This is a genomic window from Flavobacterium cupreum (genome assembly GCF_003996965.1).
Taxonomy (GTDB): domain Bacteria; phylum Bacteroidota; class Bacteroidia; order Flavobacteriales; family Flavobacteriaceae; genus Flavobacterium; species Flavobacterium cupreum.
The window spans coordinates 61,581-73,927 of sequence record NZ_QWDM01000002.1 but is presented as its reverse complement, the minus strand read 5'-3'; the positions used below and the strand labels follow the sequence as shown (position 1 = coordinate 73,927).

Annotated in this window: 13 protein-coding genes; 8 read left to right on the top strand and 5 right to left on the bottom strand. The window is 36.0% G+C overall.

Annotated features, from left to right (window positions below; all coding sequences use genetic code 11):
* Window positions 1-18: 18 nt before the first annotated feature.
* The 6 genes from D0817_RS02945 to D0817_RS02920 all read left to right on the top strand — a co-directional run bounded on the left by D0817_RS02945 (window position 19) and on the right by D0817_RS02920 (window position 4,940).
* Window positions 19-1,290 carry an adenylosuccinate synthase gene (locus D0817_RS02945; RefSeq protein ID WP_127336910.1) on the top strand — a complete coding sequence of 424 codons (1,272 nt, stop codon included), beginning with the start codon at window positions 19-21 and terminating at the stop codon, window positions 1,288-1,290.
* A gap of 55 nt (window positions 1,291-1,345) precedes the next feature.
* A complete protein-coding gene (locus D0817_RS02940; RefSeq protein ID WP_127336909.1) occupies window positions 1,346-1,930 on the top strand; it encodes an NUDIX domain-containing protein in 585 nt (194 codons plus the stop codon).
* 39 nt (window positions 1,931-1,969) lie between these two features.
* Window positions 1,970-2,767, top strand: a complete 798-nt coding sequence (locus D0817_RS02935) for a hypothetical protein (RefSeq protein ID WP_127336908.1) — start codon at window positions 1,970-1,972, stop codon at window positions 2,765-2,767.
* A gap of 106 nt (window positions 2,768-2,873) precedes the next feature.
* Window positions 2,874-3,755, top strand: coding sequence for a L,D-transpeptidase (locus tag D0817_RS02930; RefSeq protein WP_127336907.1), 882 nt, complete (start codon window positions 2,874-2,876; stop codon window positions 3,753-3,755).
* A gap of 231 nt (window positions 3,756-3,986) precedes the next feature.
* Window positions 3,987-4,487 (top strand): hypothetical protein, encoded by a 501-nt coding sequence (locus tag D0817_RS02925; RefSeq protein ID WP_127336906.1) that lies wholly within the window; start codon window positions 3,987-3,989, stop codon window positions 4,485-4,487.
* Window positions 4,488-4,568: 81 nt separating this feature from the next.
* Window positions 4,569-4,940: a hypothetical protein gene (locus D0817_RS02920; RefSeq protein WP_127336905.1), complete on the top strand. Its 372-nt coding sequence runs from the start codon at window positions 4,569-4,571 to the stop codon at window positions 4,938-4,940.
* An 81-nt stretch (window positions 4,941-5,021) separates the two neighbouring features.
* Here the strand turns inward: D0817_RS02920 and guaB are convergent, their stop codons facing one another.
* From guaB to D0817_RS02900, 4 genes are all read right to left on the bottom strand, one after another.
* Complete coding sequence (gene guaB / locus D0817_RS02915) at window positions 5,022-6,494, bottom strand: IMP dehydrogenase (protein WP_127336904.1); 1,473 nt, start codon at window positions 6,492-6,494, stop codon at window positions 5,022-5,024.
* A gap of 310 nt (window positions 6,495-6,804) precedes the next feature.
* Window positions 6,805-8,205, bottom strand: coding sequence for a DUF5723 family protein (locus tag D0817_RS02910; protein ID WP_127336903.1), 1,401 nt, complete (start codon window positions 8,203-8,205; stop codon window positions 6,805-6,807).
* A complete protein-coding gene (locus tag D0817_RS02905; protein ID WP_127336902.1) occupies window positions 8,202-8,756 on the bottom strand; it encodes a hypothetical protein in 555 nt (184 codons plus the stop codon). The genes D0817_RS02910 and D0817_RS02905 overlap by 4 nt, the downstream gene beginning before the upstream one ends.
* A 78-nt stretch (window positions 8,757-8,834) precedes the next feature.
* On the bottom strand, window positions 8,835-9,701 hold the full coding sequence (locus D0817_RS02900; protein WP_127336901.1) for a hydroxymethylglutaryl-CoA lyase-like TIM-barrel protein: 867 nt from the start codon (window positions 9,699-9,701) through the stop codon (window positions 8,835-8,837).
* A 208-nt stretch (window positions 9,702-9,909) separates the two neighbouring features.
* On the opposite strand from D0817_RS02900, the gene D0817_RS02895 reads away from it, so the two are divergent.
* A complete protein-coding gene (locus D0817_RS02895) occupies window positions 9,910-10,515 on the top strand; it encodes a hypothetical protein (protein WP_127336900.1) in 606 nt (201 codons plus the stop codon).
* 4 nt (window positions 10,516-10,519) lie between these two features.
* Window positions 10,520-11,236 carry a DUF3307 domain-containing protein gene (locus tag D0817_RS02890; protein WP_127336899.1) on the top strand — a complete coding sequence of 239 codons (717 nt, stop codon included), beginning with the start codon at window positions 10,520-10,522 and terminating at the stop codon, window positions 11,234-11,236.
* Here D0817_RS02890 and D0817_RS02885 read toward each other — a convergent pair.
* Window positions 11,222-12,256 carry a quinone-dependent dihydroorotate dehydrogenase gene (locus tag D0817_RS02885; protein WP_127336898.1) on the bottom strand — a complete coding sequence of 345 codons (1,035 nt, stop codon included), beginning with the start codon at window positions 12,254-12,256 and terminating at the stop codon, window positions 11,222-11,224. The two genes, D0817_RS02890 and D0817_RS02885, sit on opposite strands and share 15 nt — an antisense overlap.
* Window positions 12,257-12,347 lie beyond the last annotated feature (91 nt).

Genomic DNA, 12,347 nt, shown 5'->3' with positions numbered 1-12,347 from the left:
AACGCAAATTAAAACAGAATGACCGTAGATTTATTACTAGGATTACAATGGGGAGATGAAGGTAAAGGAAAAATTGTTGACGTTCTTACCTCAAATTATGATATTATTGCACGTTTTCAGGGAGGACCAAATGCAGGACATACATTAGAATTTGATGGAATTAAACACGTTCTTAGAACGATTCCTTCCGGGATTTTTCATAAAAATTCAATAAACATCATTGGAAATGGTGTTGTAATAGATCCGGTAGTTTTTCAAAAAGAAATTGAAGGCTTAGAGAAATTCAACCTTGACATCAAAAACAAACTGATCATTTCAAGAAAAGCTCATTTAATTTTACCAACACACCGTTTATTAGATGCAGCTTCTGAAGCTTCAAAAGGAAAAGCAAAAATTGGTTCTACACTAAAAGGAATTGGCCCAACGTATATGGACAAAACCGGCAGAAACGGATTGCGTGTAGGAGATATCGAGTTAGAAGATTTCAAAGAAAGATACAGAGCATTAGCCGACAAACATGAAGCAATGATTGCTTTTTATGATGTTGCGATTCAATACAACTTAGCAGAACTTGAAAAAGAATTTTTTGAAGCTGTTGAAGAATTAAAAAAATTAGATTTTATTGACAGTGAAGAATATATCTACCAGGCTCAGAAAGCAGGTAAATCTATTTTATGCGAAGGAGCACAGGGATCTTTATTAGATGTTGATTTCGGAACGTATCCTTTCGTAACTTCATCCAATACTACTGCTGCCGGAGCTTGTACCGGTTTAGGAATTGCTCCTAATAAAATCAAAGAGGTATACGGAATTTTTAAAGCCTATGTTACACGTGTGGGCAGCGGACCTTTCCCAACAGAACTTTTTGACGAAGTAGGTGCTACAATGGCAAGAGTAGGAAACGAATTTGGTTCTGTTACAGGAAGACAAAGACGTTGCGGATGGCTGGATTTAGTAGCTTTAAAATATGCTGTTCAGGTAAACGGAGTAACGCAGTTAATGATGATGAAAGGCGATGTCCTTTCCGGATTCGAAACTTTGAAAGTTTGTACCGAATACAACTATAAAGGACAAAACATCTCTCACTTTCCTTACAACATCGAGCCTGAAAATGTAACTCCGGTTTATAAAGAATTTAAAGGATGGAAAGCAGATTTAACAGGATTGACTACTTACGAGCAGTTGCCAGTAGAGTTAAAAGAATATATTGAGTTTATTGAAGCAGAAGTGGGTGTGCCAATCAAAATTGTATCGGTTGGGCCAGACAGAAAACAAACGATAACCAAATAAAAAATACGAAACGCTCTGATAACAGGGCGTTTTTTTATACAAAACTATTTTCATCATGAGAAAAAATCCGGAAATTAAAATAACCGAAACTAAATTATTATCCGATAATTGGTACGTACTAAACAAAGTTACTTTTGATTATACAAAGAGCGAAGGTAAAACCGAATCTCATATTCGTGAAGTGTATGACCGTGGCAACGGAGCGGCAATTTTACTATACAACAGCGCTAAAAAAACAGTTGTTCTAACGAGACAATTTCGTTTGCCGACTTACCTGAACGGAAATAAAACCGGAATGATGATCGAGGTTTGTGCAGGACTTTTAGACAAGGATAATGCAGAACAAGCGGTGATTCGTGAAACGGAAGAAGAAACGGGGTACCGTCTAAGTAAAGTTCAGAAAGTGATTGAAACGTATATGTCGCCCGGTTCTGTAACAGAAATTCTATATCTCTTTGTTGGGGAATACGATGAAACCATGAAAGTGAACGAAGGCGGCGGATTGGATGCCGAGCAGGAAAACATTGAAGTCCTTGAATATACTTTTGATGAAGCTTATGCCATGATTAAATCCGGTGAAATTACAGATGCAAAAACGATTATGTTGTTGCAGCATGCTAAAATAAAAGGTATAATATAAGAAAAAACTTACGTATATTTGTGAGCTAAAATTTAGAATATGAAACATCTACAAATTCTCGATAAACTTGCCGCAAAACATTTGGTACAATCCATAGATGAAGATTTAGCCAGATTAACTTTTTACGCAATGTGTTATGAAAAAAATGACATTGATAAACAACTTTCATACATTTTACCAAAACTTTTAAATCGTTGGAATTGTATTTTAAACGCCAACCATAACATTTCTGAAATATACAAACAAAAAGCAGTGCTAGCATTAAATATTCTTTTGCATAAATACGGTTTTACAGATAAAAAAATCGCCGATAAGGCACTAAAATCAATTGACGCACTAAATGAAAATGTAGCTTTGAGTGATGATTTCTTTAGTAAATCCGAACAAATTAAACAGTATATTATAGCTGCTCCAACGCCTTTAAAACGTAAGCCATCCGTACCCGAAAGTATAACTTTTTACAGAGAAAAAGATGTTATCTCAATTCAGTTGAGAGAACATTTTTATGGCGCTTATATTCACGAAATTAGAGGATTAAACGAAGCACCTGTCCTAGAATTCTATAATGGGGTTTTTAACAAAAAGCCAACATTAAAAGAACTCGAAAATTTACCTGCTAAAGGACAATTGTACGATGATAAAACAGAGCACATCTCTCTTTTTAGTATTGCCGGAATAAAGTTCCTGCCCGATCCTGCAAATCAGATCCAATTAATAAGTGCTTGTGTAGAAAATAAACCAAAAAATAATCATCTTACTGAATCGGTTGGATTATATCAAATGAGTGATATATTTAAAATTCAAGATACGATAGAAACTTTTTTTAGTAGTAAATGAGATATTTTTAACTAGCTAAATGAAAATCTAACAACCAATTCATAAAATTGTGTAAGCGATTTGAGAGGTGATTAAAATAACTTTACATTGATTAAAAAACCAATTTATGAAAAAGTTATATTACACATCCAATATTCTTCTTTTGCTTGTTTTAGGTTTGGTAGGTTCTTGTAAAAAAAGCGAAACTACAAAAGAAAAAACAGGAGCAAAACCACATAAAACTGTTGAATACAAAAAACCAAAATCAATAGGCTTTCATTTCGAAAAAACAAAACAATGGCTTGAAGCCAATAAAAGCGATTCGACGAAACTGGATATCGTTTACGCCATAAACAGAACGGACAAAGCTAATCTGGCCAAAATGGATTCCGCTGTTGTTCCAACTGATTTTAGCGGTGACTTACCTTCTTACCTTCCTTTCCCGATTCATGTTTCGAATTTAGAAAGTGTTGATAAAGTTTTACTATTTTCTTATCCGACCCAAACTTTTGCTGCATACGAAAATGGTGAATTAGTGTATACAGGCCCAACCAACATGGGAAGAAAAAAAGACCAGACGCCAACCGGGTTATTTTTTACCAACTGGAAAGCCGAAAAAACCACCAGTACTTTTAATGACGAGTGGGACCTAAAATGGAACTTCAACATCGAAAATAAGTTAGGAGTAGGTTTTCATCAATATGAATTACCGGGTTATCCTGCTTCACATTCCTGCCTGAGATTATTGGAAAAAGATGCCAAATATCTATATAAATGGGCCGATGAATGGATTTTAAAAGACTCTGAAAACGTAAGAGTCAAAGGAACACCTGTTATTGTATTTGGAAGTTATCCGTTTGATACACCAAAACCCTGGTTTGAATTAATTAAAGATCCGAAAGCTCTGGATCTTTCAGAGTCAGATATTGAAAGTCAGACAGCGCCTTTTATTCAAAAAATATTAGACAATCAGAAAATCAGAACAGGCGAGGAAACTTCTGCACCTTAAAAATTCTTAACACTATATATATACTCACAAAATCAGCTGTAACAGTATTGTTTGGCTGATTTTTTTTTTGTTAATAATAGTAGATTAGCTGTTTGCGAAAGGAATTTTTTTAAAGAAAGTTACTGCTGCTTTTACAGGAAATCACTTTAATTTACCTATTTTCGTTAAAGAAATTATGCTCCGTGAAATAAAATGACCGGAGAAAACTTAAACGCCTAAACCCATAAGAAAATGTTCAATAAATTTATTCTGTTATTTCTGCTCTCTGCTTCCTGCATGATCGGACAAACCAAAACCAATTCAAAAGTAGATACGTACACCAGCCGAAAAAAAGTTTATGAAATAAAGTACGCGCCTGAAAGATGGATCCGCGCAGATACATCCGACTGGGATGTTGAATTTCATGATAAATACAATCTGGTAACCGCTTATTTTATCGAGTATGATTACTTCATTAGCGATAAAAAATTAAAAAGCACGATTGAAGATGAATATAAGGAGTTTGGTAAAATCAAAAATCTTAAAATCTATAAAAAGAAAATAAATGACTTAAACGTTAATTATTTCGAATGTGAACTGGATTATAATGATATGTTGTATAAGTATCAGGGATTTTTCTACAGCGGAAAAGGCGGCTCCATACAAATGCAGTTTGGCGCACAGGCCGAAGCAATAGAACAAAATCAGGCTCTTATTGATGAATTGAATAATGGGATTTCGATCATTAATTAATACAAAAAAGGCGTAAGAATTTTAATCGTACGCCTTTTTTTAAATAAATTTGTAAGATTAATCAATAATTAATCTAATAAAATGAAAGAAGATAATAAGCTAGATCAATTTGGAAAATTTTTAGTCGAAAATCTAAGAGATAAAGGAATTAGTCACGCTGAAATTTTATTAAACAATAAATCAAAAGCTCCATCTCGATTACCATTACAATCTGAACTGAACAAACTTTCCGATTTACAAAAAGATCTAGTAAAGAAAACTGTCGTTGAAAGCATCGACGTTGCAATACACGATTTTTTATTTGCTTTACAAGAATTAGCCGATTTTGATAATAATATTAAAATTCTGGTAGACGATGAAAATATCGTACAACTTAGTGACGGAATCCATGGTGAATCTTATTCCAATGATGGATGGAACGCAAAATATAGTCATTTTGGTGAAAATATATGAATATCAAAAAAATTGGAACTAATCAAAAAAGGCGTAAGAATTTAAATCTTACGCCTTTTGCTTTATAATGAAAGCTGAAAATTATCTGGAATAATTGGGAGCTTCTTTTGTAATGGTAACATTATGAGGATGACTTTCTGTAATTCCGCTTGACGTGATTCTCACAAAACGTCCTGTTTCCTGCAAAGTCGGAATATCTTTAGAACCACAGTAGCCCATTCCGGCACGAAGACCGCCAATGAACTGAAGCATACTTTCGTTTAATTCTCCTTTGTATGGAACACGACCTACGATTCCTTCCGGAACTAATTTTTTAACATCGTCTTCAACATCCTGGAAGTAACGGTCTTTAGAACCTGTCTGCATGGCTTCTACAGAACCCATTCCGCGGTAGGATTTGAATTTTCTTCCTTCAAAAATGATTGTTTCTCCCGGAGATTCTTTTGTTCCTGCCAGTAATGAACCCAACATAACACAGTCAGCTCCGGCAGCAATTGCTTTAGGAATATCTCCTGTATAACGAATTCCGCCATCTGCAATAACCGGAACACCAGTTCCTTTTATAGCTGCTGCCACTTCAAGAACTGCAGAAAACTGAGGAAAACCAACACCTGCAACGATACGTGTTGTACAGATAGAACCGGGACCGATTCCAACTTTTACACCATCAGCACCATTCTCAACTAAATACTTCGCTGCTTCCGGAGTTGCGATGTTTCCAACGATTACATCTATTTGCGGGAATCTTGATTTTACTTCTTTTAAGGTATTGACAACACCTTCGGTATGTCCGTGAGCCGTATCGATAATGATGGCATCAACACCGGCAGCTACTAATGCAGCGGCTCTTTCAACAGCATCTCCGGTAACTCCAATGGCAGCCGCCACTCTCAAACGTCCAAAGATGTCTTTGTTTGCGATTGGTTTTTGAGTCAGTTTGGTAATATCCCTGAAAGTGATTAAACCAACTAATTCATATTTATCATTTACAACCGGTAATTTTTCGATTTTATGACCTTGTAAAACTACTTCTGCCTGCTCTAATGAAGTTCCTTCTGCTACAGTAACAAGGTTAGTACTTGTCATTACTTCTACGATTGGACGGGATCCGTTTTTTTCGAAACGTAAATCACGGTTGGTAACGATTCCCTTTAGGATTCTGTTTTCGTCAACAATTGGAATTCCGCCAATTCCGAATTCTTTCATGGCGTTTTTAGCATCTGCAATGGTAGAAGTCATTGGTAAAGTTACAGGATCAATAATCATCCCTGCTTCTGCACGTTTTACTTTTCTAACCTTCGCTGCCTGCTGCTCGATAGTCATGTTTTTATGTAAAACACCAATTCCGCCTTCCTGCGCCATAGCGATAGCCATTGCACTTTCGGTAACGGTATCCATAGCAGCTGAGACTATTGGAACGTTTAGTGTTATGTTTCTTGAAAATTTTGATTTGATACTCACTTCGCGTGGAAGTACATTCGAGTAGTTAGGTACTAATAATACATCGTCGTAAGTTAAACCTTCGCCGATAATCTTGGAGTTGTGTGCTATCATGTTGCAATTTCTAGTTGAATTGCGTGCAAATGTAGTGAATAAATCGGCAACTTGTTCACTAACTTAATCATAAAATTGTATTTACAGGAAAGTACTTACAAATGATTTAGGAGGTAAATTCCAATTTTTAAATTCCAAATTCCAATAAAGGCGCAGGAAATTTAAATACTAAAAAAGTACAAATTCCAATGAATTACAAACCTGAAACTTGAAACTTGAAACCTGAAACCTGAAACATGAAACATGAAACATGAAACATGAAACATGAAACATGGAATTTGGAATTTGGAATTTGGAATTTATATTTTCATTAATCTTCCCGGTCCTGAAAAACGAAATTGAATCCGAATTGAAAGGCCAGACTATTGGCTTTGGTGACATCTTTATATTCCAGGAGATTATCGACAAGGGCGTAAATATTAAACTTTCCAATCGTTCCTGCGATTCCTAAACCAATATTTTTCTTCGAAAAGGAATCGAAAGTATAAGTCGCTTTTACATCCAGTTTCTCGAAAATACTGCGTTTGTAAAAAACAGTAAATGCTGTAAAAGGCGCTCTTGGCATTGTCATCAGAAACAACTGGCCACCAACCGCGTTCAGGTATCTTCGGCCCACTTTTCCTTTGCAATTACAATCTTCATCAGAGCGGTATTCGCCAAACGAATATTGCATTGAGGAATAGAATTTTACAGGCCGCCAGGTGGTGTATTTGTTATAAAGCGTGTCGCGGGGAATGGCTTTTTCGAAATCATCAAAAACATTTTCAGGTTCATCGATCACAGAAAAAATTGGATTCACGCCTTCATATTCATAATATCCTTTATACGTCAAGGTCTCGATATCTTTGGACTGTTTTATAAAACCTACATCCACTACACTTGCCGTAAACTGAAGGTTTTCTTTGAAATAATAGGTAATTCCCGCATCAAAACCCACCCCTAGACTCCCGTTAAAGAAGGTATTGTGGGCTATATCTCCTGGTATGTTTCCTTCGTATTCGTCTTTGGTAAAACTTGCAATTCCCGAAGTTTTAACTTCTAAATCAGACGAAATGATCTGATTATACACGTTGGCTGTCCCCTCATTTTTTCCGGTATAAATATATCCTGAATTTTTCGTAGAAGTTGCATTGGCCCCACTCGAATAGATTTTCGCACGACCTCCCAACACCAGCTTTTCGCTTACTTTTTTATGAAATCCGACATGGAATACCGAAAGCACTTCGGCCCTTAGATTTACATCCCCTAAATTGAATAATTTACCAATATAATCACGGTTTCCGTCTAAGGCAAGTACACCGATATCTTTAGGGAAGTACATTAAAAAATCAAATTCCTGATAGACTCCAAAGGAGATATAGGACTTACTTTCTTCTCCTCCGACTCTGAAACCTCCCGAAAGCAATTCCAGTTGCTGGTTGACCTGGGTTTTATCATTATTGGACGATCTGCTTACAATTCGACGGACTTTATCATTAAAATCAACTCCATTATCAGCAAATAAATCGTAAGCCGAAAAACTTTTGGAGCCCATATTTGCAGAAACCCCGGACAATGCAGGAACTCCGAAATAAAATTTATACGAAACATCTGCACCCGGATTTACAAGTGAGGACTGTGGAATGGAGGTAAAATTATACAGCACTTCTTTATTTTGAGAAAAACAAGAAAGCTGAAAAAGCACTGCCAGAATATAGATTGCCTTTTTCATTCGATTACCAGATAAGCGGTGGCCCCGGATCTTAGTTTTAAACTTCCTGCGCTGTTTTCGTCTAAAGGAACTCCGGCGCCCATTTTTACGACAAAACGAATTTTAACCGTTTGTTTCAGTAAATCTAATCTTTGCCCTTCGAATAGTTCAGTACTATGCTTTATAACGTTGGCATTTCCTGAATAAGCGGGCGTTTCTAATGTTACGGTTTCAAGAACGTTACCATTCTCGTTGAGAAGTAATAAATCAATTGTGAAGGCACGTGCTATTGTGTTTTCAGTTTCGCAATCGAGCTCTAATTTTACGAGATTATCTGTGAAAAATTTCTTTTTAAAAACATCGAATTCCTTTTCATCAAAAGCAATCAGCTGTTCTTGCCCATCATCTGTAAATTCATTTGCCGGCACATCAAAATGAGCCACATTGGCTACAAAGACAGGCTCTAGCTTCAAATCATCCACCTGATCAAAATCTAAATCACTGGAACATGAAATAAAAACGAAAGGCAAAAAAAGGAACAGGAAAATTTTATTTTTAAAGAATAATTTCATGATGGTACTTACATTAACAAGTAATAACGAATAAAGCATATTCTTTATTATCCTGATTTATAAGTAAATATCCTGATTTTAATGAAACTTTCCAAATAATTTTGATGCTTCGTTATAAGCACTTTCAAAACTTAAAGAATTTAGTCCGGTTATTTTTTTGTTTGCCGTAAAATAAGAAATGAGTTTTTCTGTAGGCATATTTCCGGTAAGTTTATCTGTTGCCATCGGGCATCCGCCAAAACCCTGGATAGCGCCGTCAAAACGGGTACAGCCAGCTTTGTGTGCGGCATCAATTTTCTCAAACCAGCTGTCCGGCGTCGTATGCAGATGTGCCCCGAATTCTATTTGCGGATATTTTGGAATTAAATTTGAAAAAAGATACGTGATAACGTCCGGAGTAGAACTTCCTACAGTATCGGAAAGTGACAATATTTTCACGCCCATTTTAGACAATTTTTCAGTCCACTCCCCTACGATTTCCACATTCCATGGATCTCCGTACGGATTACCGAAGCCCATAGAAAGATAGGTAACGACTTCTTTATCTTTTTTATCGGCAATTTCAAGGATTTCTTCAAGGGTAATTAAAGATTCAGCAATGGTTTTGTGGGTATTACGCATCTGAAAATTCTCTGATATCGAAAAGGGAAATCCCAGATACCGAATGGCTTCATGTTCTGAAGCGGAAGCTGCTCCCTGTGTATTGGCAATTATGGCTAAAAGTTTACTTGTTGTCTGAGACAAATCGAGCTTGGATAACACCTCCGTCGTATCCTGCATTTGCGGAATAGCTTTAGGCGAAACAAAACTCCCAAAGTCAATGGTATCAAACCCTACCCGAAGTAAAGACTGAATATAGGAAACTTTATTTTGGGTTGGAATAAAATCCCTGATACCTTGCATAGCATCACGTGGGCATTCGATAATTTTGATTTCTTTATTCAAAGCTTATTCTTTAGTGAAGGCTAAGTTAGTTTCTTTTTTAAAGAAATAAAAGAGAATTTTCTTAATCATTATATTCCGAAATAACGTAACAATTAAAAATGTTACCTAAAAAGGTAACTATACAAAATGTTACACAAATAAGTAACATTTAAAAATATTATGTATATTTGTACTATTATTATTATTTATTTTAATTATATTTGAAGCTATGACTAGTGTAATTACAGGAGACCTGATTGATTCCAGAAAACAAAAATCCAAGGACTGGGTGGAAGGTTTAAAAAAAATACTTTCTTCGTTTGGAGACAGCCCGCTGGAATGGGAAATTTACAGGGGAGATGAATTTCAAATCGAAATAAAAAATCCCGAAGATGCATTATTGTCCGCTATTTTAATAAAAGCGCATTTAAAAGCGATCAAACTGGATGCCCGCATGGGTATCGGTTTTGGGGATAAAACACATGAGGCTGAAAAAATATCCGAAAGTAATGGTACTGCCTTTATAAATTCAGGAGAGGTTTTTGAAACCTTAAAAAAGCAAAAAGTAACATTAGCCATGCGAACAGGGGATGCGGCTACAGATGAAAAAATAAACCTGATGCTTCAGCTGGCCCTAACTTTTATGGACAACTGGCCTGCGCCATCTGCCGAATTTACAGCAATCGCAATAGAAAACCCGGGCTTGTCACAAGAAGAATTAGCCCCGAAATTAGGCATCAAAAGAGCTGCCGTAAGCCGAAGACAAAAACGTGCCCAATTTGACCTGATTATGAATTTAGACCGTTATTACAGAAAACAAATAAACAATTTATAGTCTTATGATTTTATTTATAAAACTGCTTTTAGCCCATTTATTAGGCGATTTTATCTGGCAGCCCAACTCTTGGGTAGCGGATAAAGAAGCTAAAAAACACAAAAGCATTTATTTATATCTTCACATCCTGCTTCATGGGGTTCTGGCCGCAATTCTTGCCGGGGAAATTCAATTTATACCCTATGCAATTCTTATTGCTGTTACGCACGGAATCATTGATCTGATCAAATTAAATTTTCAGGAAAACAAAACAAAACGCATTTGGTTTTTAGCCGACCAAATCCTGCATCTCATCGTTTTAGCCGGAATAACGATACTCTATCAAAACAAATCCATAAACCTGGACTGGTTTGATAATCGGTTTTGGATTTTAGTAACAGGAATTTTACTGATCACCAAACCCACTTCGATTTTTATCAAAATAATAATTTCGATATGGAGTCCTGAAAGCAGCACTACTGACAGCGATCATTCGCTTGCCAATGCGGGAAATTACATTGGCATATTAGAGCGCTTATTTGTGTTCTGTTTTATCCTGACAGGTCATTTTGAAGCCATAGGTTTTTTATTGGCAGCAAAATCTATTTTTAGGTTTGGAGACCTGAAAGAAGCCAAAGACCGAAAACTTACCGAATATGTTTTAATCGGTACGTTGTTAAGTTTTGGAATCGCAATACTCACGGGATTTATTGTTCAGGCGTTACTTTTACAATTGCTTTAAAACCTTTTTATTTATAGCTTTTATCAAAGCCGGTCCCTCATAAATAAAACCGGTATACAATTGTACCAGACTTGCCCCTGCATTTAGTTTTTCAATAGCATCATCGGCTGAGTGAATTCCTCCTACTCCGATAATCGGGAATGCCTTATTACTTTTCTCTGAAAGAAAACGAATAACCTCCGTAGAACGTTTTGTTAAGGGTCTGCCTGACAAACCTCCCATTTCAGTTTGATTGGCGGATTGCAATCCCTCACGTGAAATTGTCGTATTGGTCGCAATGACACCCGCAATCTGAGTTGTTTTTACAATATCAATAATATCAAGCAATTGTTCGTCGGTTAAATCCGGAGCAATTTTCAAAAGAATTGGTTTTACTTTCTGACTGCTTGTTTTTTGCTTTTCTGTATTTCTGTCCTGCAGAGTCTGCAGTAAAGCCGTAAGCGGTTCTTTATCCTGTAAAGCTCTTAAATTTGGGGTATTTGGCGAACTTACATTTACCACAAAATAATCAACATGGTCAAACAAGGCATCAAAACAAATGATATAATCATCAACAGCATTTTCGTTTGGAGTAATTTTATTTTTACCGATATTTCCACCGATTAAAACATCGGAATTCTTTTTCAGACGTTCTACCGCTTCCAGCACTCCGCCGTTATTAAAACCCATTCGGTTGATAATAGCCTGATCTTCTTTTAATCTGAACAATCGTTTTTTAGGATTTCCTTCCTGTCCTACCGGTGTTACGGTTCCTATTTCTATGAAACCAAATCCAAAATCGGAAAGCTCTTTATACAATTTGGCATCCTTATCAAATCCTGCTGCAAGTCCAACCGGGTTTTTAAACTTAATTCCAAAAACTTCCCTTTCTAAACGAGTATCTTTTACTTCGTAAATGGATTTGATAATTGACGAAACACCAGGGATTTTTGACAGGAATCTAATAAATGAAAAAGTAAAATAATGTACTTCTTCCGGATCAAACCAAAAAAGTATCGGGCGAATTATCAATTTATACATAGTAAGTTGTTGTTGTTTTTTCGGTTGCAAATTTAACTATAATAGTTGAAATCTCCCTATATACTTTACCTCTGAAATTAAAATAATTTGC

Bases quoted from the DNA above. Each gene is read 5' to 3' on its own strand.
- D0817_RS02945 (WP_127336910.1), top strand. From the start codon at position 19: ATGACCGTAGATTTATTACTAGGATTACAATGGGGAGATGAAGGTAAA.
- D0817_RS02940 (WP_127336909.1), top strand. From the start codon at position 1,346: ATGAGAAAAAATCCGGAAATTAAAATAACCGAAACTAAATTATTATCC.
- D0817_RS02935 (WP_127336908.1), top strand. From the start codon at position 1,970: ATGAAACATCTACAAATTCTCGATAAACTTGCCGCAAAACATTTGGTA.
- D0817_RS02930 (WP_127336907.1), top strand. From the start codon at position 2,874: ATGAAAAAGTTATATTACACATCCAATATTCTTCTTTTGCTTGTTTTA.
- D0817_RS02925 (WP_127336906.1), top strand. From the start codon at position 3,987: ATGTTCAATAAATTTATTCTGTTATTTCTGCTCTCTGCTTCCTGCATG.
- D0817_RS02920 (WP_127336905.1), top strand. From the start codon at position 4,569: ATGAAAGAAGATAATAAGCTAGATCAATTTGGAAAATTTTTAGTCGAA.
- guaB (WP_127336904.1), bottom strand. From the start codon at position 6,494: ATGATAGCACACAACTCCAAGATTATCGGCGAAGGTTTAACTTACGAC.
- D0817_RS02910 (WP_127336903.1), bottom strand. From the start codon at position 8,205: ATGAAAAAGGCAATCTATATTCTGGCAGTGCTTTTTCAGCTTTCTTGT.
- D0817_RS02905 (WP_127336902.1), bottom strand. From the start codon at position 8,756: ATGAAATTATTCTTTAAAAATAAAATTTTCCTGTTCCTTTTTTTGCCT.
- D0817_RS02895 (WP_127336900.1), top strand. From the start codon at position 9,910: ATGACTAGTGTAATTACAGGAGACCTGATTGATTCCAGAAAACAAAAA.
- D0817_RS02890 (WP_127336899.1), top strand. From the start codon at position 10,520: ATGATTTTATTTATAAAACTGCTTTTAGCCCATTTATTAGGCGATTTT.
- D0817_RS02885 (WP_127336898.1), bottom strand. From the start codon at position 12,256: ATGTATAAATTGATAATTCGCCCGATACTTTTTTGGTTTGATCCGGAA.